The sequence below is a fragment of the Paenibacillus sp. NPDC057886 genome, from assembly GCF_042796655.1.
In the GTDB taxonomy this organism is placed as follows: Bacteria; Bacillota; Bacilli; order Paenibacillales; family Paenibacillaceae; genus Paenibacillus.
On sequence record NZ_JBHVMZ010000004.1, the window covers coordinates 158,797 to 178,913 of the forward strand.

19 protein-coding genes are annotated in these 20,117 nt (G+C 37.0%); all 19 read left to right on the top strand.

What is annotated here, in order from left to right:
- The first annotated feature begins 22 nt into the window (after nucleotides 1-22).
- The 19 genes from ACFVQB_RS14945 to ACFVQB_RS15035 all read left to right on the top strand — a co-directional run bounded on the left by ACFVQB_RS14945 (nucleotide 23) and on the right by ACFVQB_RS15035 (nucleotide 20,071).
- Nucleotides 23-1,426, top strand: coding sequence for a hypothetical protein (locus ACFVQB_RS14945; RefSeq protein WP_379440398.1), 1,404 nt, complete (start codon nucleotides 23-25; stop codon nucleotides 1,424-1,426).
- 25 nt (nucleotides 1,427-1,451) lie between these two features.
- Entirely contained in the window at nucleotides 1,452-1,904 is a 453-nt protein-coding gene (locus ACFVQB_RS14950) for a hypothetical protein (protein WP_379440401.1), read from the top strand.
- A gap of 30 nt (nucleotides 1,905-1,934) precedes the next feature.
- Nucleotides 1,935-2,927, top strand: coding sequence for a hypothetical protein (locus tag ACFVQB_RS14955; protein ID WP_379440403.1), 993 nt, complete (start codon nucleotides 1,935-1,937; stop codon nucleotides 2,925-2,927).
- A gap of 72 nt (nucleotides 2,928-2,999) precedes the next feature.
- Entirely contained in the window at nucleotides 3,000-3,437 is a 438-nt protein-coding gene (locus ACFVQB_RS14960; protein WP_379440406.1) for a hypothetical protein, read from the top strand.
- 8 nt (nucleotides 3,438-3,445) lie between these two features.
- Entirely contained in the window at nucleotides 3,446-3,850 is a 405-nt protein-coding gene (locus ACFVQB_RS14965; RefSeq protein ID WP_379440409.1) for a hypothetical protein, read from the top strand.
- A 12-nt stretch (nucleotides 3,851-3,862) separates the two neighbouring features.
- Nucleotides 3,863-5,074 (top strand): hypothetical protein, encoded by a 1,212-nt coding sequence (locus ACFVQB_RS14970; RefSeq protein ID WP_379440412.1) that lies wholly within the window; start codon nucleotides 3,863-3,865, stop codon nucleotides 5,072-5,074.
- Between the two features lie 11 nt (nucleotides 5,075-5,085).
- Nucleotides 5,086-5,595, top strand: a complete 510-nt coding sequence (locus ACFVQB_RS14975) for a hypothetical protein (protein ID WP_379440415.1) — start codon at nucleotides 5,086-5,088, stop codon at nucleotides 5,593-5,595.
- 18 nt (nucleotides 5,596-5,613) lie between these two features.
- Complete coding sequence (locus tag ACFVQB_RS14980) at nucleotides 5,614-6,084, top strand: hypothetical protein (protein ID WP_379440417.1); 471 nt, start codon at nucleotides 5,614-5,616, stop codon at nucleotides 6,082-6,084.
- Nucleotides 6,084-6,800 carry a hypothetical protein gene (locus ACFVQB_RS14985; protein ID WP_379440420.1) on the top strand — a complete coding sequence of 239 codons (717 nt, stop codon included), beginning with the start codon at nucleotides 6,084-6,086 and terminating at the stop codon, nucleotides 6,798-6,800. Before ACFVQB_RS14980 ends, ACFVQB_RS14985 begins: the two co-directional genes overlap by 1 nt.
- A 28-nt stretch (nucleotides 6,801-6,828) precedes the next feature.
- On the top strand, nucleotides 6,829-7,566 hold the full coding sequence (locus ACFVQB_RS14990) for a hypothetical protein (RefSeq protein WP_379440423.1): 738 nt from the start codon (nucleotides 6,829-6,831) through the stop codon (nucleotides 7,564-7,566).
- Nucleotides 7,567-7,619: 53 nt separating this feature from the next.
- Nucleotides 7,620-8,366 (top strand): glycosyltransferase family protein, encoded by a 747-nt coding sequence (locus ACFVQB_RS14995; protein ID WP_379440426.1) that lies wholly within the window; start codon nucleotides 7,620-7,622, stop codon nucleotides 8,364-8,366.
- Between the two features lie 4 nt (nucleotides 8,367-8,370).
- The gene (locus tag ACFVQB_RS15000) at nucleotides 8,371-9,384 is read left to right on the top strand and encodes a glycosyltransferase family protein (RefSeq protein WP_379440429.1); all 1,014 of its coding nucleotides are present in this window, start codon (nucleotides 8,371-8,373) and stop codon (nucleotides 9,382-9,384) included.
- Nucleotides 9,374-10,345, top strand: coding sequence for a CgeB family protein (locus ACFVQB_RS15005; RefSeq protein ID WP_379440432.1), 972 nt, complete (start codon nucleotides 9,374-9,376; stop codon nucleotides 10,343-10,345). The genes ACFVQB_RS15000 and ACFVQB_RS15005 overlap by 11 nt, the downstream gene beginning before the upstream one ends.
- Before the next feature lie 12 nt (nucleotides 10,346-10,357).
- Nucleotides 10,358-10,840 (top strand): hypothetical protein, encoded by a 483-nt coding sequence (locus ACFVQB_RS15010; protein WP_379440435.1) that lies wholly within the window; start codon nucleotides 10,358-10,360, stop codon nucleotides 10,838-10,840.
- A complete protein-coding gene (locus ACFVQB_RS15015) occupies nucleotides 10,830-11,270 on the top strand; it encodes a hypothetical protein (protein WP_379440437.1) in 441 nt (146 codons plus the stop codon). Before ACFVQB_RS15010 ends, ACFVQB_RS15015 begins: the two co-directional genes overlap by 11 nt.
- A 69-nt stretch (nucleotides 11,271-11,339) precedes the next feature.
- A complete protein-coding gene (locus ACFVQB_RS15020) occupies nucleotides 11,340-12,341 on the top strand; it encodes a tyrosine-type recombinase/integrase (RefSeq protein ID WP_379440440.1) in 1,002 nt (333 codons plus the stop codon).
- Between the two features lie 50 nt (nucleotides 12,342-12,391).
- Complete coding sequence (locus ACFVQB_RS15025; RefSeq protein WP_379440443.1) at nucleotides 12,392-12,805, top strand: hypothetical protein; 414 nt, start codon at nucleotides 12,392-12,394, stop codon at nucleotides 12,803-12,805.
- 82 nt (nucleotides 12,806-12,887) lie between these two features.
- On the top strand, nucleotides 12,888-14,669 hold the full coding sequence (locus tag ACFVQB_RS15030) for a phage tail tape measure protein (protein ID WP_379440446.1): 1,782 nt from the start codon (nucleotides 12,888-12,890) through the stop codon (nucleotides 14,667-14,669).
- A gap of 416 nt (nucleotides 14,670-15,085) precedes the next feature.
- Nucleotides 15,086-20,071 carry an NlpC/P60 family protein gene (locus ACFVQB_RS15035; protein WP_379440449.1) on the top strand — a complete coding sequence of 1,662 codons (4,986 nt, stop codon included), beginning with the start codon at nucleotides 15,086-15,088 and terminating at the stop codon, nucleotides 20,069-20,071.
- Nucleotides 20,072-20,117 lie beyond the last annotated feature (46 nt).

The following is a 20,117-nucleotide window of genomic DNA, read 5'->3' on the forward strand; positions in this document are numbered from 1 at the left end:
CAGCACCTCAAATGATGTATACATGGAATTAAGTATGTGTATCCTGACTGATCAACCAAATCTCAACAACCTGAAGTTTAAAGAGAGTTACATTAAGGGTGTAGTTGCGAATAAAGACAGATTTATTGGTATACCGTTAGTTGTCAATCGTACAAAACTTGAGAATGGATTTTTTGCAAGCCTTAACCACGAACTAGATAAACATACAAGTTTACTCAAAACTGACACAATAGGTGCTTTTGTTGATTTTCGTGAAGAAACAGACGCTGATGGTGCTTTAAAACTTATGGGTGATGTAAGGATACTTAAACGATACCCTACTGTTTGCGAATCAATTATCGCCCTATATGAATCAGGCGATCTAGAGTTTAGTTGTGAAGCAATGGTGTATGGATATGAATCCATCGACGATGAGACGGGTATTCGAACTGTAGACTACGAATTTGAAGGTAAGGTAAACTCCTTGTTTGGTTCATGTATTGTATCAGAACCAGCTGAGGTAAAATCGAAACCAACTCTATTGGTAGCACAGGCTCTAGAAAAAGATTTGGGAGAAGAAATAAAGATGACTAAAACAGATATTGGATTTAATAAAGATATTGAAATTGCGTACCATGGAAAACTGGAGCTCTCGTCACTAAAATTCTCTGATGTTTCAAATCAAATTTACAACATCCTTAATCCTATCAATCCTCGAAGTAACTATCGTTCGTATAACTACTATATTCAGGAAATGTACATTGACCATGTAATTGTTGAAGATGAGGATGATTACAAAGTTCTTTTCAAGATCAACTATAAGATTGAGAACGATATTGTTGTTCTGGACGACAAGGAAAACTGGATTGAAGGATATAAAGGGTTCATCCCAAAAGGCGTGAATGTAGATGAACTAATTGAAGCAAGAGAAAAAGAAGAATCAGAGGCAACGACCGTCGCTACCGAACTAAATGCAAAACTTAAGGAGGCAACTGAGAAAATGGAAGAAGAAGTAAAAGAGCTAAACAGTAAAATTGAAGAACTAGATAAACAGGTCAAAGAACTCAATAGCGCTCTAGTTGGTAAACAAGAAGAGATTCAGAGTCTTGAGGAAAGCAAAAAAGAGTTGAACTCTATAATTGAAGAATTGGAACCTTATAAATCTAAAGTTGAAACAGCAGAAAAAGAACGGCAAATAAATGAACTGCAAAGCAAATATCAAAAAGTACTTACTGAAGAGTCAATGCAGTCTGAAGAAGTAGTGCAAGCAATTAATGAACTAAACTCCAGCAAACTAGATGCTATTGTTGTTGCACAGATTTTGAGTAAGTCTTCTAAAGAGGAAATGGATGAACAAAAAGAAGAAACTGTAATTGTTACTGCTTCAAAACAGCAAGATCTTATCCCTCAATCAGCAAAAGAACGTCTTTACGCACCACGAAACTAATTTAGAATACTAGGAGGATTTATAAATGTCCGCAATTATTAATCAATCAACAGATAATACATATATCGGAAATCTCAAATCAACTGTACAAACAGCTAACGGTGTCTTTGTTACACCGAATTATAGTACTCAATCAGCAACACCCGTATTGGACGCTACTGCTGGTGACAAAGCAGGTTTGTTGATGGTTTACAACCAAAATACACACATTGACCAAGAACTTGTAGCTGATGCCGACTTCGTTGTTCCTACCAACAAATTTTTACGGCTTAAGCCTTTCCTTCCAAGTAACGCTTTTACCACTGACCAAATCAATGGAGACATTTCCACTTTCAATGAAAATGCTATTATGGCTGTTGGTGCTGGGGGCAAACTAGAAGCAGTGGGATCTCGCACCCCAGCAATGACTTTTGTTGTAAAAGAGAAAACAACTCTATATGGTAAGCCAGCTCTTAAAGTTCAAGTAGTAACTGTTTAAATAATACATAATTCGGAGGAATAAAAATACATGTCTAATATTAACAAAAGATCAGTAATTATCGAAACAATGTCCAAAGCTACTACCAATAAAAAATATGATGAAATGGATTACGAGAGTTCTGTTAAGTTAATCAAGGAATTGGCTTCAAATCCAAACCCGATGAACCTATATGAACTCAACCAAATTGTTGCTTACTCTGTAGATACTATTTTGGACACTAGACTTAAGTACATTGAAATGATTGCCGAAGTTAAACGAACAGATTTCAATGAACGTCCAAAATTCAAAACAAAAACAGAAGGAATTAAAGCTTACTGGCAGGCAATTGGCGGTACTGCGGATCGTTCTAAAGTAGGACACAAATATTCTGGATTGGATATTGAAGAGCTGTCTGCAATGCCAGTAGCTGAGTGGGCTGAAATTGCTGCTGGTCGTTATGATTTTGTAGAATTGCTTCGTGACACAGCAAATGAATTTGAAATCAAAGCAGCTCAAAAAGTACAAAGCACCCTGTATGCTGGTTATGAAGGTCTTGCTGCTCCAATTTATGCTTCAGGTAACGGCGTTATTGCAAATGCGTTTGATCCATTGCTTACTGCTATGCAACGCTTTGGTGGTCGTGCTGCAATCATTGGTGACTACGAAGCGTTGCAAAAACTTCCTAGTTTGACAGCCATCCAAGGTCGCACTAGTGACAACATTATCGATGAGGTAAATTCCAATGGTTTGATTGGTACATATAAAGGCGCTCCAGTTATCAAATTGGATAATCCTTATGTTGGATTCCAAGGATATGAGACTGCGCTCGATAAAGGATTGATTTATATCGTTCCAGCAGCTTCGGATGACCTTAAAACTCTAAAAGTTCAATTTGCTGGCGACGTTGTTCCTATGCAAGAACAAACAATTAAGGATCGTTCTTATACAATGCGTTTTGACAAGCATATGGGCGCTGGTTTGGTTGATGCGGGTCGTCACACTTTGGCAATCTACAAAGACGAGACTCTCTCCACTCTTTAATAGTAAATAAAAATATATAATACTTAAACGAGGGAATAGAAATGTTCCCTCTTATCTTTTCGGGAGGAATATATGCAGACGAAAAAAGTTAAAGTTACTAATCCATATGCGAGTGCAGTTGGATTACGCCTCATGGACGGCATGAGAGAAGTCCTTGTGCACCCTAAAGGTTTTATTATGTTGGACTCAGAAGAAATCTTCTACATCAACAATATGTCTAGTATTTTTAGTAAACGTAGATTGCTGGTGCAAGATGACGAGGTAAATATGGAGCTTGGATTGATTTCAGAATCTACAGATGTTGTAGGCATGACTGATGAGCAAATTGAGACACTGCTTAAAGGAAACATCATGACAATGAAAAAACATCTTTCTGGAATCACTGATAAACAAGTGATTGGTCGAGTAATTGAAGTTTCTAAGAAAATCGAAGATTTGGCTACTGGTAAACTTAAAATCATTCAAGAAATTAGCGGATACGATTTTGATCAACTTATTTCTCCCGAATAGGTGGGAATATGTATACAGGCTACGATTCAATATACGATAGGTTTCTTACCAAAATCACTGACTACGAAATGGCAGAGCTTTTAGACGAAGAACTTGAAGTTCAACTTATGAAGTATTTGCGTAGCGCGATTTCAGATTTTAAATACGCCTCAAAATTACTTGCTGAAAGAGACGACTCTCAGCTTGTCTTTTTAAGAGAATTAAGCGATCTCGAACAAGAGATCCTAGCCAAGTTTATGATCATACATTGGTTAACTCCTCAAATTTTACGACTTGAAAACGTCAGGAATGAGTTGGGCAATAAAGACTTTAAACTGTATTCTCCTGCAAACTTCCTCGATAAAATCAGTAAAATGAAAAACGATATCAAGGCAGAAGTTAATCAAGATATGGTTTTTTATTATTACAGTTAGTAGGTGTTGCTATTGAATTCAATTAGCGACTACAAAAAAAGAGTTGGTAAACAAAAGAATGTTGAGTCTGCGACAGTCAAACATGCAAAACACTCAATCAAAACTTTTTTTCGGCACTCACCATCTTTTGAGGAAGTCTTGTTAAATAATGATGAAGTAAAAGTTCCGGTTCAGATTGTGTCTGATGCAAAAATACCAACTGTAAAGACTATATTGATGGAGCCGGGTAATACAATAAGAGCAGGACAAATGGTTAAACGATCTAGTGACGAGGCTTGGCTTTGTCTTAGTGACGACCCCAACGATGTATATGTTAGTGGGAAAATTGAAAGATGCAACTTTGGTTTAAAGTGGATCAACAAACAAGGACAACTTCAAAACTTCCCATCCATACTCTACTTTAATGCTCGTTCCAACTTTGGTACTGAAGAAGATAAGGTTATGAATTTACCTGCGGGACGAAGACAGATTGTAGTGAGTAAAAATAATGAAACTCAAGCAATACAACGTGATACACGTTTCATAATTGGTAACGAAGCATTCAAGGTGATTGATACAGATTATATGTCTGATGATGGATTAGTAAATTTGAGCTTACAGTCCGATCAGATAAATGTGACCACAGACAATTTAGAGTTGGGTATCGCAGATTATCACAAGTTGACCAAATACACTCTACAAATCATTAATGACAACCCCCTCTCAATTAGTCAACATCAGAGCGCAAAGGTAAATGTTAAAGTGGCTAAAAATGATACTCCGGTGTTACAGCCTGAAGTTGTTTATGAAAGTACAACCCCTGATATTGTTCAAGTTGACTTGAATGGGAATTTAACAATCCTCCAATCCGGTGATGCAAAGATTAAGGTTTCGGCATATGGTTTGACTCAGACGTTGAAAATTTATGTCGCCCCCACTAGTCATTATGATTATGTTGCTACTATAGACGGAGCAAATGAAATTTACTCAAATCGCCAGTCTGAATATGTCGCTGCATTTTGGAATAATGGACTGCCACTATCTGATGAAAGTATGTTTTCATTAACTTCTGGAGATGGCTCTCCTACTCTCCTCGCTACAATAACCTCACAAGATCCGATTAAAAATACATGTGTAGTCAAAGCAAACAGTAACCGCAAGCTGGGTACTGTTATTTTGCACGTTAAGAATGCCAATGGATTATCATTTGGGCAAAAAGAAATTAAAATTAAATCACTAATATAAGGAGTGTGTACATGGGTCAAAGTATTATTCGTTTTGGGGAACTAAAACCAGAGAATTACACAGAGGGTTTGATTAACGGCTGGATTACATTCTCCCCCCTTCCCTATTCACGCCAACACTCGTCTGGGATTGATGGTGACATTGCAATCAGTGCTACTCCAACCATTGAGATTGTTGATGTTGATTTGGATGTAGCAATCAATCCTCAGTATGAGTTTACCTATTCAATCGGCACTGATAATAAGTTGAAGATGGCTTTTGATAAGACTAAGTATAATAAAGCATCCGCAATCGAAACGCTCAAATGCATCAGCATCACTTATGAACTGGGACATCTTGAAGCAAACGGTGGACTGTATGTTGCGATTGCCAGAAACAGTCTAGGGGAAGAAGTGCATCGTACTGTCCCACAGACACTAGATCAACTAAAGAACGTTATTTCAACTTTTGATGACACACGTTCAGTTGATGTGAGTGGATTCTTGAGTTATCAAATTGTACGGGATTATCGGGTTACTTAACCTCTGAGGGGTGTATACGTGTCAGGATTTAGAAACCTAGCAGAAGATAAGCTCATTGTTTTAGATAAGATTTTTTCCAGTCAGGAAATTCTTAAAGCTCTAACTTACAACGAAATGAACTTTCTTGATAAACCAGATGTTATCCCAGAAGATATTTTATTCGATAGAGTTTTCCCACATAGGTTTATTCCCAAAACATCTGAGGAAAAGAAAACATACATAGCTATTTCGTTTGAAAGGTATCTTCCAATAAAAAATGTTTTCAGAAGTGGTCTTATAAAGTTCAACGTTTTCACGCATCAGGATTTATTTAGGACGGATTACGGATGTCTAAGAACAGATTACATTATCACGAAACTTGATGAATTATTCAATAGTGAGCGTGGTCTTGGAATTGGCAAAGTTGAGTTTTACGAGATGGATGCTTTAAGTGTAAATACTGACTATCATGGATCATACATTACATATAAAGTTCGTGATTTCCAGTGATGGATAAAGAATATGTGAAATTAAAGACTTTGGCGAATCAATCTATTGTGCTTGATGGCTTAACAATAAAGCCAAAAACACTAAATGAGATCATTGATTTAGGATATGACCAGTTCAATCAAAAGCTGAGACTAATTTCCTTACAAAAAGAGGATATCTTTGTTGATGTAGATTTTAGTGAATTTGATTACCCTCTCATCTTCTTTCTGCTTCAAACAGACGGAAGTGATTTAATTGTCGAATACCTTACCTCCTTTTCATATTTCTTAGGAGCGAATGTATCCCTATCTCAAGGACAAAACTCATTAATAATTGCGGACAGGGATTATGCATTCGATATTTTAGATCAAATCAGCGAGATAGTCAAAACTCAAAATTGTTATGTCTCTGAAAGTTATGATGACTTTAATCCGCTTAACGATCGAGTTAGAGCGCTTAGAGAGAAGATATTGGCAAGAAAAAATAAATTAAAACAGTTGAAGAAAGATCAGGATGTGGAAAATGGTTTATCACTTCAGGATCTTATTTCAATTCTATGTTCAAATGCAAACGGTATAAACATATTCAATGCATTTGATTTAAACTTTTTTCAATTCAATGACCAATTTAATCGTATGAGAATGATAGATGAATACGCAGTCAACGTCCAAGCACTTCTCCATGGAGCCGACTCAAAGAATATCAAATTAACACACTGGATTTCCGGTGTTAAATAAGTAATTATAAAAACGGAGGAAATAATACATGACTCAATATGGTTCACGCGAAATTATGGACGTAGTATTGAAAGACCCAGCAACAGGAGAACCAAAAGTATACCTTGAGAGTCTTACGACTTCTACGTTTGAGTTCCAAGGCTCGACAGTATATGCTCGCGGAGGCAAAGGACATCCAAAGCGTATCGGTTGGGACTCTGAGAAAGACGTAACACTTAATATGGAGGATGCTTTGATCTCCAAGGAATCTCTAGGGGTACTTACAGGTTCAGAATTCAAAAAAGGTGTTAAAGCTGTACATAAGAAAGAAGTAGTTACAGTTAAAGAATTGGATACGCTAACTCTAGAGAAAGAACCTTTGACAACTAAACCAGCGTTCTTCTATCGCACAGTAGATGGATCGTCTATGGGTGAAAAGTTGATTTCTGCAACGCCTGTCACACAAGAAATTACTCTTACCGGATTGGCGGTGGGCGAGAAAGTGATAGCTGATTATTACTACAGTGCTCCTGACACTACTCAAAGCATGACCGTTGCTTCAGACGTGTTCCCCGGAACTTACCTGTTGGAAGGAACGACTATGTGGAGAAATGAAGATGGAAAAGATGTTGAAGCACTATACACTGTTCCTAAACTAAAAGTTCTGCCGGGATTCTCTATCGGTATGGCTTCTACTGGAGATCCGCAACCATTCACATTTACATGTGAAGTATTGAAAGATACAAAATCAACTGCAATGGTTATCATTGATTTGTTGGAAGATTAAAATACATAGGGCTGAGTCTAATTGGCTTAGCCCTATTTTTTATAGGGGTAAACATGAAGACAATTACAATAGCTGCACCAGTTAGAAATAGAGAATGGATACTTCCTCAATATTTACTGAAAATTTTTGAAATCAATTATCCAAAATCATTAATCGATCTGCACTTTATTGTTAATGATAGTTTAGACAGAACATTTGAGTTGTTGACGGAATTTAAGAAAGACAATAAAGGTTTGTACAATAATATTAGAATCGATTTAATCAACAATAATTCACCCGAAGATGAACGAGAGTTTTCGGTAAGAAATAAATACATATATAAGAGTTTGAGCAACTTAAAGAATTACATTATGAGCAAAGTTCGAACCGATAAATTGATTTTTATCGATACAGATATCCTTGTAAAACCTGATGTTATTACTAAGTTACTCAAGCATGGGAAAAAGATCATATCGGGATTGATTTACAATGGATATTTGACCAATAAAGATAAGCCATATCTATATCCAAACATTATGAATTTAGATGATAAAGGTCAATATACACACATCAATAATTATCATGTTAAGACTGCCCCTGCCCTACTCTGTTCTAAATTGCAACGAGTGGATTTAACTGGAGCAGTCATTTTATTAGATAAGTCAGTTTATAAGTCTATAAAATACGGATTTCATCCACAAGGAGAAGACGCATATTTTTGCAAGATGGCTCAAGACAAAGGATTTGAGCTTTTTTGTGATTTACACGTTTACTGTCAACACATCATGTCACCAGAACAATTAAATCAAATAGGGAGATAAGAAATTGACCAAACGTAAAGTAATGCTTTATCCACCAACATTAAATTGGGGATTCTTAAAGCAAACTCCACAGCAAATTTCAGAGCAATTCGCCAATAACGGCTACGATGTTATTTTCTGTAACAACGAACAATCAAACAAACCTGTTGAAGAAGTATATCCTCATGTTTTTGTATATCACAATTTTCAAGAAGTGCTAAGAAAGATTAAACACAAACAAATCAAGGTGGATGTCTTTTACTTCACTTGGGCCAAATCTGCCCAATATGTTGAAAACATTAAAGCAAATATCAATATCTATAATCGTGTTGATGAGTTTCCAGATTGGATTCCATATGAAAAAGAAGCAATGAATAAGGCAGATATCATATTTACCACAAGCCAAAAACTATATGCTAAGACTCAGGAATCTAAACCTACATACTTAATTAGGAACGCCTGTCCAGATTCATACATCGATAAAAACTCAAATGTTCCTGAAGAATATAAAGAGGTTAATGAGCCTATTGTAATGTTTTCTGGTGCTATTGGTTCTTGGATTTCAACAAACTTAATTAAAAAAGTAGCAGATAAATACAAGACCTTTTTAGTAGGACAAGAATTTGGAAAACACTGCCCCGATAATGTTATTAATTTAGGTGTTAAAAGTCATGATGAACTTCATGCATATTATCAACATGCTGACGTTTCTTTGATCCCGTTTAATCTAAAGGATGGCATCACTCAATCATCCTGCCCTCTCAAGCTGTTTGAAGTTATGGCATCTGGTACACTATCCGTAGCTACAAAATGGGAAGAAACTGAAATTTATCCCGATGCAGTATTAACGGCAGAAGACGACGTGGAATTTTTATCTCAAGTAGACAAAGCAATTCAGTTTTCAATTAACAATAGGGAACAGGTAGCTGAGATCACAAAAAAAGTAGCAAAAAAGAACACCTGGGAAGTTCGTTTTGAGCAAATTGAGAAAGCTATTGAGGAATTCACACTGAAAAGTGGTGTTGTGATTGGGTCTTAAGATATTATTTACCAATAATTCATCGCTGATAAAATATGGAATTGCTTCAGGCTTTAAAAACCTTGGACATGAAGTGCATATCATGGATGGCAAGTATCAATTATGGGATAAAGACAAGGAAGCTCAAGTCGAGCTATTTAAAGAATACATAGAAAGTAATCCTGTAGATTTGGTGTTTTCCGAGTGCTTTGCTAATTTTTCAGAGGGTATATTTGAACACACAAAAGAAAAAGGAATTTTCCATGCATTCTTTTCCATTGAGGACACCCCCTTTGATCATTGGATAGGTGATTATTGGTCTGATTATGCAGACTACATCTTTACTACAACTGCTGAATGTCTCACTAACTACTGGAGTAAAGGCAAGCAAGCTGAATTAATGCTATTTGGATGTAATCCTGAGTTTCACAAACGAGTCGATTCAGGTATACAAAGAGATATTGTGCTTATTGCTAATAACTACGAACGTAGATTTGAGCAAACTCGCAACTTTATTATGCCAGTCGTAGAACGTGGCTACGATGTGAGTATCTTTGGTAATGAGTGGTGGATGGATTCGAATCGTGAAGTAAATTTGTTGAGCCATCCTTCAGCCTATAAGGGGTATGGTGCATACGAAGATCTTCCTTACTTATACTCCTCAAGCAAAATAATTCTGGGACAGAATTTAGATGATAAGTCAATAACACAAACATCAATGAGACCTGCGGAAAGTTTAGGAATTGGTGGTGGTATTCTAGTCTCCCCCTTCACCCCTGCTCAGGAATATCTGTTCCATGATCATGTCTATCTACCCAAGAATACTGATGAGATGATATTGATGGTTGATGAAGTATTGAGTATGACTGACAGACAAAGGAGTCAGAAAGCCAAAAAAGCTCAACAATTTGTATACAAATATCACAACTATGACCTGAGAGCGGAACAAGTAATTAATGCTTATCATGGTCATAAACCATAGGGAGATGAACTAATGGCAAAATCAAATAAGCTAACACTAGCTAAATTAAATACGGTTGATAACGAGAACAACAAGCGAAAAACAATATACGTTACCCCTAAAAAATATGAGGTAAATATACACACATTTTTTCGTGAGTCATTGATGGATGATGTTGTTACGGAGTATATTGCACTAGTTGATGAGTTAAGGTCTAAGACAGAGATTGACGATGTTTTAATTCGTGGAACGCTTAGTCTTTTTAACGTGCTAATGTTGAAGAAGTTTACTGATCTCCCCTTCCCTAAAAAGATTGATTTGGGTGGCTTGATTGGTATTTCACGAAAGTTTATGGACAATGACATCACTAATGAGGTAATTAATGAGTTTCCCAAATCTGAACTTGATAAATTGGAAGAACGATTCAAAGTAGCACAACAAAATGCAGCTAAAATAATTGCTGAGATGGCAGTTGCTTCAGTAGCACAAGCACAGGAAATTTCAGATGCAAGTTAAGACTCAACAAGACTTGATTAAGTTTCTACAAAAGCTGAATCAGCCTATTGCTAAGGCGTTAAGTAATGACGTGGCTAAGACTGTTAAAAAAGTCATGAAGGAAAATGTTAAAGATGAAGTCTATGAAGTTTATACTCCAGACCCCAATAGTGCATATTCATATAAACGAACAGGATTATTGGGTAGCGAAGAAAGTATGAAATCTGAATTAATCAATGACACAACCTTAGTTGTTGAGAATATACGTTCAGATGGAGATAGAAATGTAGCTGAAATTGTGGAGTCGGGTCAGGGTTACCAATATAGCTTCGAGTATGCTGGTGTCCCCCGTCCATTTACTGAGGCAACAAGAGAGGAATTGCGTAACAGTGGCGAACACAAAGCCGCTATGCATAAAGGCTTAAAACGCCAAGGAATTAATTTGAAATAATAAAACACAGGGAGCGTGTTGATTATGGCATTGGAAAGTTACGATCAATATACATAAGGATGATGTTAATTGAGTAAAAAAGAAGTTAAGCAAAACACATTACGTGAACCAGCAAAGAAACAAGCAGAAGTAACCGAGGAAATGTGGTTACAGGTTAATGAGGATTATAGATTAATTGTAGATGAGTTTATCTCCGTACAAGACCTCTCTCCAGCTTCAAGAAAACAATATACAAGTGTACTTCGACAATTTGGTTGGTATCTATGTAGTTCAATGAATGACAAGCCATTCTATAAGATTACTAAGCGCGACTTTTTGCGATATCTGAGTTTCATACGTGACAATCGTAAAATGTCTTCCTCTGCTATCAGTCTGAGAAAATCTGTTGTATCTAGCCTTTGTAACCACATTGAAAATATTATCGCAGATGAAGAGGAAAACTATAAAGGTTTTAGAAACTTTACTCGTGGACTCCCTGCTATCGCACGTAATAGAGTTTATGAGAAAGTAAAAGTTACAAAAGATGAGTTTGACTCAATGATGAAGATTCTTGAAGAAGATCAAAACTGGCTAGGTATGGCATGGCTCGCTACAGCTTTTCTTGTAGGTGCTAGACGTTCAGAGATCATTCAGTTCAAGTCAGAAATCATGGATTATAAAGTACCCGAAGGTCAAAATTATGTGTTATCTCACGTAGTTCGAGGTAAGGGCCCTTCAACCGATGGCAAACCGCTAGAATATATGGTTCCATTAGAGGTTTTACCATATTGGCAAAAGTGGATTGATACACGAGGGTACGAAAGTGAATATGTTTTCACAACTAGATATGGGAATGAGATTAAAGCGATGTCTTCGGCGTGGGCGAATGATTTTTGTACTAATGTGCTGTCAGATATGTTAGAGCGTAGAATTAACGTACATATATTTAAAAACTCATGTATTACATATTTGCTCGAATCTGGTGTGCCGATGCATTTGGTATCTAAATATGTAGCCCATCACAACGATATTTCAACAACGCAGATTTATGACTTGAGAGATTTCGAAGAAGAAAAGAATCAGATATTCTAATTTATTCACTGTAAAATTACCATTTCATTTGAATACATAGGGAGTAAAAAATGAAAATATACAATTATCAACTTGAGACATTAGCTACATACCTCCACTCACTTAAATTGGAGAGAAAAGCATCCAGACTTAGAACTAGATTCAAGAACATTATTCTCGAAAAATTTCAAACAGTCTTGAATGAAGTAAATGAGATCAATAAAGAATATTTGATCTTTGACGAAAACAATCAACCGCTACTGAAAGATGATAAGTACTTGTTCAAGGATGACGTTAAACGTCTTAATGACATCAATGAACTATATAAGGAATCGTTTATTATCGAACAAAATGAGAATAACAGAGAAATGTTGGAATCGATTAAAGACAGTGTTACAAACCATTCTCCCCTTTCGTTTGAAGGTAGCGATGCAGATATTTATGACGGAATCTGTGAATTAGTTGAACAAATTGAATACGAGTAAACATTGGGAAGCGATCATTTGAATCGCTTCTTTTTTATTTCTCTTTAGATATTAGAAGCAAAAAGGAAGTGATTTAAGTAATATGAGTCAGGATCTACGTATCTTAATTGACAGTGCGTTAAACGTAGGTAGTTCAATTAAGAACATAAATAATGATATCAAGGCTTTAGCTAGTCATCCCTCCCTCAAATCACTGAATTTGAAAGTGGATATTGATAAATCATTCGTTAAATCGATGAATGAATTTGTTGCAGCAACTAAAGTGTTGAGTACTGCAATGGAACAGCAACAGAAGGTAATTAATGAGTCGGTTAAGACGACTAAACTATTGGATGGATCAATAGAAAAGGTAACACAGAAGCAATTAGCCAATGGAACTATTATTACTCAAACAACTAAGAAAATTAATGAAGAAACTCAGGCATATAATGAGCAAAAGAAAACATTACAACAACTTGAAAAAGAGTTAGACGGTTATTTACTTGCAAGAACAAGAGCTAATAAGAATAAACTTGGTGAGATCAATAGCACAACCAATACATATAAAAATCAGACTGGTCAACAAGTTAGCGTTAACGTAGACAACCAAGGAAACGTTAAGAATTATAGTCAAATAACAGATTATCTCAAACAACAACAAGATGCGTTACAAAAAGAGCAAGCGATAAATAAGCAACGTGAACAAGCAGCCCAACAAGAATATGCAACACGTAAGGCATTAGCAGATAAGAACTTAAAAGAAGAAGAACAGCGTAATCAACAGTTTCTTGCTCAGTTGCGTACTCGATTTGCTGAGGAACAAAAAATAGCTCGTGATCGTGATGCATTAGATAAGGCACATGCAGCGGCAATAAGTGAGAACTTAAATAGGCAAAAAGCTGTTGCGGATATGGAAGCCAAAATCGCAGCAGCTCAATCTAAATTTAAAGGCAACGCATCGGCTGTTGCAGAGTTAACCGCGCTAAATGCTCAATTAGGGTATATATCAAAGGTTAGCAACTATAAAAATGCATTGACCGAATTGCAAACTAAACTTACTCAGATTACCAGTCAAGCGAAATTAGCAGGAAATGAAGCTAAGACGCTTGGACAGAGATTTGGGGATGCGGCTTCAAAAGTTGCATTATGGACAGGCGCTACATCATCCATTTACATGACTATTAGAGCGCTGAAAGATATGACCAATGTCATCATCCAAGTGGACAGTCAAATGACTCAACTAAAACGTGTAATGGATGCATCAACTGATTTTGAGGGTATGTTGAGTCGTAGCATTCAGTTGGCAAATGAGTTGGGTCGAAGCATTACAGAAGTCAACGAGAATGCTATTGGTTTTGCTCGTATGGGATTCGATGAAGATGACACGATGAATCTGGCGCGCACATCTACTCTGTTACAAAATATATCTGAATTAACACCACAAGAATCCGTGGATACATTAACAGCAGCTATGACTATTTTTAACGTTGAAGCTGGAAAAAGTGTTGAAATTGCAAATAAATTGAACGAGATAGATAATAACTTCGCTGTGACGACCCAGAACCTAGCATTGTCCATGACTAGAGCTGGTGCCAGCGCCAATACCTTCGGTGTATCTATGGAAGAACTTTTAGGACATACTACTGCAATTGCTACAGCCACAAGAGAAAGTGGATCAGTGATCGGTAACGCACTGAAATCCATCTATTCTCGCATTACCACAATGGATAAATCTGAAGAAGTATTGGACGCTGCTGGTGTTTCAATGAAAGATTTAAACGGTGAAACTCGTGGAGTAGCCGACATTATGGCTGAACTAGCAAGCAAATGGAACGGATTATCCAAAGAAACACAACAAAGCACAGCAGTGAATCTGGCGGGTTAAAATAACGGCCCCACAGTCAAGTGATTGACTGTTGCAAAGTCAACCATATCGGTGAACACCTTAACGCATAATGGCGAAGGCAATACCGAGGTAAGGCGTCTTGTGAGAGAGACAGTTAGAATTGGAGAATGATTAAAATAGAATTTATAGCTTTATATCGAAAAGACTTATCAAAATTACATAAAATCTTTAAACCTCTCACAAACGTTTCAACCGTAACGACTAAACGTTGACCTTCTATTAAAGTAGAAGATGTTATAGTCTGACCTCTATAGAAATATAGAGAGGATGGGTCAAGTGTAAAGACACTTTTGGAAGTACCTATCCCGCTATATACCTAGTGATATAGTCAGTAGGGCGAAAAATGCCTGAAAGTAACAGTTTTGCGTTACCAGCTCACTCGGTTCCTCGCCGTAATGCAAAATTTTCCAATTGCAATTTCTGCAACAGAAGCAGCTATGAATTCTCAAGGCTCAGCAGTACGTGAAAACGAAAAGTACATGCAATCCCTTGAGGCACGAATCCAAAAGATGAAAACAGCATGGGAAACCTTGTCAATTGCTTTTGGTGAAGCCGTAATTTCGGACACAATCATCACTCTTACTTCATTATTCGCTGGTATGCTCAACGGTGTCGCTGTCTTAGTAGATAAAACTGGTGCTCTTCCAGTTGTTTTGGGCGCTATCGGGATAGGCATTGCTATTCTGCGGCCCAAACTTGCCGCGCTTATCTGGGATCTTACTAAAACAAATATTACTCTGCTTGCAACGTCTCCTGCTGCCGCTGCCGCATCTTTAGGAATGAAGACTTTAGCTGGAGCTATGAATATTGCCAGAGGTGCAGTAACTGCGCTGAAATTCGCACTTAAAGCCCTCCTCGCCTCAACTATTATTGGTGGTGCGTTCGTATTGCTTGGTTCTGCACTCGAATGGATAGTAGGTAAGTTCTCGGACGCAACAACTGCTACTGAAGATTTTTCAGATAAAACTGAAGAGTTGAATCAGAAACAATATGATTTATCTAATCTTAAATCTCTGTCTAAAGAGTATGACGAATTGTCCAAAAAGACTGAATTAAGTTTTGAAGAAAAATCTCGATTAGCTCAAATAGAGAGTGAATTATCAAGTAAATACAATGTTACAACCACAAGCGTTGATGGACAAACGAAGTCATATGAAGAAAACAATAAGGCTATTCAAACTCAGATTGGGTTACGAGAAGATGAGTTGAAAGCTGCTAGACTAGTTGCCGAGCTTGAATATAATTCAAATGCTGAAAAAATAGATAATGATATTGAAAAGGAAAAGAAAGCTTTAATCGAGAGAGAAAAAGCATACGATGCTGCATTGGCGGCTTATGAGGCAAATAAAGTTGAATGGGCAAAAGTAGATCCATCAGACAGTTATGCCAACATGCTCGCTGAGTCTGCAAATAAGCAATTAGCACAGGCACTAAAAGAGGAATCTGCTCTTTTATCTGAATCCAAAACCTCATTTCAAACCACGTTAAATGCTAAAGCCTTGTCTTATAAGGAAGCTGGTCAATCGTTTGTCGATGAGCAAGAAGCAAATAGCGTGAAAATCAAAGGTTTGACTCGCGGATTTTTAGATATTTATGCTAATGCGGCAGCAGAAAGCGGAGTTTCCGCTAACCAGTTTAAAAAGAATTTAAGTGATGTATTCCGTTCTATTCAAGGGAAGGATCTTGCAAGCGCAGAAGAAGGCATGAAGCTTCTTAAAGACATGCCTGGAGTCCTCAACCTCACATCTACATCCTACAAAGACATGATGTCTATACTCTCACAATACACTTATGCTCCAGTTGTTGAAGGTGTAGAATCTGTAGATGATGCACTGAATTCATTCAATTTAACAATGGAAGAAACGGTTGAACGCACAGATGAAATGTCTCAAAAGATCAGCGAAACAGCAACGTTTGTCTCCGAAACTAAAAAAGAAATCGATGTTCTTAATACTGCTCAATCTGAATTAGCAAAAGGGAATCGCTTATCAACTGAAACGATCAAGAAGATGAACGACAAATATGGCGATTTCATAAAAGTTACTGGATTAAGTAAGGAAGCAATTAAGAAATATGTTGCTGCTAAAAAAGAAGAGCGAATTTCCATTGTCAATGATGAAATTGCAAAAACCAAGACAACTATTGATGAGACTAAGAAGCGTATTGCTGCTTACGAAATTGAGATGGCTGCTTGGGAACGTAGACGAAAAGTTGAAGCATCTGCAAAGATCAAAGAAATTAATTCTCAACTTGAAGCGGGACTAATAACTGAACAGCAAGCTGAGCAAATGTTTGGTGTTTATAGAAGAAATCAGTCTGGTATCGATTCGAATGGAAATATAATCAATAACTCCACTATATCCGATTATGCGATGGAAAGAGCGGCGCTTAAAGATTTATTAACCGATTTGAGTCTCTTGGAAAGTGCAAGAAGCGATCTCACTACAGCAGCGAATGATTCCAGCAAAGCGACCAAGGACGCAACTAAAACCAACAAAGATAATGCTGACAGTGTTAAAGAAGTAATTGATGTCGAGACAGAATGGCAGAAGAAAATGCGTGAGTCTCAGCGATTGCTCGAAAAGATAAATAATGAACGTTATAAGTTTAAGAAATCTTCTGCTGAGTATCGTCAATCTCTAATGGATGAAAATAAGGAACGACAAAAACAGATTGATCTCAGCAAAGAAGGATTGAATAATCCTAGTCAGTTAGTTTCTTCCAAAGTAACAACTACTACCACCACAGGAACTTCTGATAAATCTTCTTCCTCCTCCTCTTCTATCCCTTCGTCTGGATCTAGCACAAAACTAGATACTATGCTTTCCAATGCTCTTGGTTTACAGGGGAAATTCACTTATAAACAAATTACTGGTAAATTTGATGGTACATTCGATCAATTCAAAAAAAGAGCACTCTCTGATTGTTCTCAGTTTGTTCAAGAGATGTTCGATGAATTTCTTGGCATCAATCTTCCACGAACCGCTGCCGAACAATCTAAACAAGGTACTGCTGTAGATAAGAAAGATCTCAAAAAAGGCGATTTAGTATTCTTCGAAACAATAAAAGGTAAACAGGCTTCTCATGTTGGTATTTATACTGGTAACGGCAAGTTTGTTCAGATGGGCGATTCTGGTCTTAAAGAACAAGATATAAATAATAGCTATTGGGGGCCAAAATACCGTAGCGCCAGACGTATTAATGGTGTAGGCAGTTCAACTGTAGATTCTATTGCAACTAATGGTGGCAAAACAACTATAACTCAAAAAAGTGGAAATGTTACAACTAAAACAGAGGCTTCATCGGCTAGCGATATAGCTAACGCAAAGCAACGGGAAGAAGATAACATTTCCTCTCAACAAAGAGAGATGTACGCGAATCGTATAGAGTTTATTGAGAGTTTGTCTGCTGTATATGAAGAAGCCGCTGAGATTATTGACGACAAGATTTCTAAGTCTCAATCCAAGCAGTCTACTTATGGTGAGTCATCTGCCGATTGGCGTAAAGAAGAAATGTCTCAGATAAGCTACCTTGAACAAAAGAATAAGAAACTAGCTGAGCAGCGAGTCATGCTTGAAAAAGAAGTAAAAAACAAGCAAATCACTTCTGGTGAATTTGATCGTCTCATGGCACAAAATGAAGTTGAGCAAGCTCAAATTGAGTCTGAAATAGCATCAAAAAGAAACAATGTATATGAATCTCAGCGGAAAGCCTATGAGGAACAAGCAAAAGCTGATGATAATGCAATATCTCTTTCTGAATCTAAATTGAAGCTCATGACCGAGGGTTCTGTTGAGTACAACAAAGAGCTTCGAAGTCAACTTCCTATTCTTGAGCACAAGCAGACTGTTACAAAAGGTGAGATTGAGTACACTGAGCGTTTGCTGAAAAGTGGCAAATTAAATGCTGTTCAAACAGAGGATTATACTAATAAACTCAAAGAGCTTAATCTTCAGCTACTCGAAACAAACTCTGCTCTGAAAGATGTTAATGATCGACTCAAAGATCTTAAAGAGTCTGCCGCCGACAATATAATCGATGAGTATAAAAAGGTTATTGAGCAACAGCGTGATTTAGCATTGGATGCTATTGATCAAGAACGTGAAAAAGAAGATAAACGTCACGAAGAGCGAACTAAAAACATCGACAAAGAGCAAAAGCAGTTCGAAAACTATATCAATGCTCGTCTCAAAGCTTTTGATCGTGAAAATGCCAACGTTGACTATACAGAAGAGCTAAAGAAGAAAATGGATGAGCGCCAAAAAATTCAAGATAGGCTCAACACTCTTTCTGCTGATAATTCAATGGAAGGCAAGGCTAAACGTAAAGAGTTGCAGGATCAACTTACAACAATTGATGAGGAGATTCGTAAATTTCAGCGTGACCGTGACCGCGAATTAGTCAAACAGGGCTTGCAAGACCAATTGGATGATCATAAAGATTACAACGATAAACTTAAGGATGAAGAAGATAAACTTCATGAAGACACTCTTAAAAAGTTAGACAAGGAAAAGAAAGAAACTGAACGAAAATATAAGGATATTCTTGAGGATCAGAAGAAATTCTATGAACTGAAAAAAGGATTGATGAGTAATGATGCGATTGTGGTCACAGCTACTCTAGGTATTATTAGCGGTGAATATGATAAGTTGTTCGGTACAATAAATAAACATGTCTTTGAAACTTCAAAAGAGATGCAGAATATGGTTTACGACTTCCAGAAATCTATGGAGAGTTTGAATAAATATTCTGGCGGTGATTACTCTGCTCCTGATTCTGGCTCTTCCAACGGTTCTAATGGCGGTACATCCGGCTCAACGGGAACAATTAAAGGCACAACTGCAGCTCGTGTAGCGTGGACTGAGTATCTGAGCAATAAACAATCTGCTGAGTCGATTAAAGCAGAAATGGCTAAGCTGGACAAGTCATCTACTCAATACAAAAATCTCACTCAACAGTTTGATACTCTCAAGTCCAAGAATGACCAACTGCGCTCAGTTTATGGATTCCCAGATGGTAGCTTTAAGGACTTGGTAAGTCAGAAGATATTCTCCGCTGAAACTGGCGGCATGACCCCTGCTGGCATAGGTAAAGATGGTAAATTCCTATTAGCACATGAGAAGGAATTGATCCTTAATAAATCAGACACATCAAACCTTTTGAAGACTGTAGATGTTGTTCGTGGTATCACCGATAAAATCAAGAGTGGACTTGATTTTTCTGGTCTATTCTCCAAGGCGACACCAACTCCTTCGACTAATGACAATCGTATTCAAATTGAAAAGGTTGAGATACATGCTAAAGACACAGATACTGGACAAAGCTTAAGTGACAAATTCTTTGGAGCAGTAAATAAACAATTAAAAACTAGAACGATTTAAGGAGAGGGTTAATCCCCTCTTCTATTTATTTTTCAGAAAGGATGTA

Excerpts from the sequence above, each read along its gene's own strand:
- ACFVQB_RS14960 (WP_379440406.1), top strand. The coding sequence starts at position 3,000 with ATGCAGACGAAAAAAGTTAAAGTTACTAATCCATATGCGAGTGCAGTT.
- ACFVQB_RS14955 (WP_379440403.1), top strand. The coding sequence starts at position 1,935 with ATGTCTAATATTAACAAAAGATCAGTAATTATCGAAACAATGTCCAAA.
- ACFVQB_RS14945 (WP_379440398.1), top strand. The coding sequence starts at position 23 with ATGGAATTAAGTATGTGTATCCTGACTGATCAACCAAATCTCAACAAC.
- ACFVQB_RS14985 (WP_379440420.1), top strand. The coding sequence starts at position 6,084 with ATGGATAAAGAATATGTGAAATTAAAGACTTTGGCGAATCAATCTATT.
- ACFVQB_RS14995 (WP_379440426.1), top strand. The coding sequence starts at position 7,620 with ATGAAGACAATTACAATAGCTGCACCAGTTAGAAATAGAGAATGGATA.
- ACFVQB_RS15015 (WP_379440437.1), top strand. The coding sequence starts at position 10,830 with ATGCAAGTTAAGACTCAACAAGACTTGATTAAGTTTCTACAAAAGCTG.
- ACFVQB_RS14975 (WP_379440415.1), top strand. The coding sequence starts at position 5,086 with ATGGGTCAAAGTATTATTCGTTTTGGGGAACTAAAACCAGAGAATTAC.
- ACFVQB_RS14990 (WP_379440423.1), top strand. The coding sequence starts at position 6,829 with ATGACTCAATATGGTTCACGCGAAATTATGGACGTAGTATTGAAAGAC.
- ACFVQB_RS15025 (WP_379440443.1), top strand. The coding sequence starts at position 12,392 with ATGAAAATATACAATTATCAACTTGAGACATTAGCTACATACCTCCAC.
- ACFVQB_RS15030 (WP_379440446.1), top strand. The coding sequence starts at position 12,888 with ATGAGTCAGGATCTACGTATCTTAATTGACAGTGCGTTAAACGTAGGT.
- ACFVQB_RS14950 (WP_379440401.1), top strand. The coding sequence starts at position 1,452 with ATGTCCGCAATTATTAATCAATCAACAGATAATACATATATCGGAAAT.
- ACFVQB_RS15010 (WP_379440435.1), top strand. The coding sequence starts at position 10,358 with ATGGCAAAATCAAATAAGCTAACACTAGCTAAATTAAATACGGTTGAT.
- ACFVQB_RS15035 (WP_379440449.1), top strand. The coding sequence starts at position 15,086 with ATGCAAAATTTTCCAATTGCAATTTCTGCAACAGAAGCAGCTATGAAT.
- ACFVQB_RS14965 (WP_379440409.1), top strand. The coding sequence starts at position 3,446 with ATGTATACAGGCTACGATTCAATATACGATAGGTTTCTTACCAAAATC.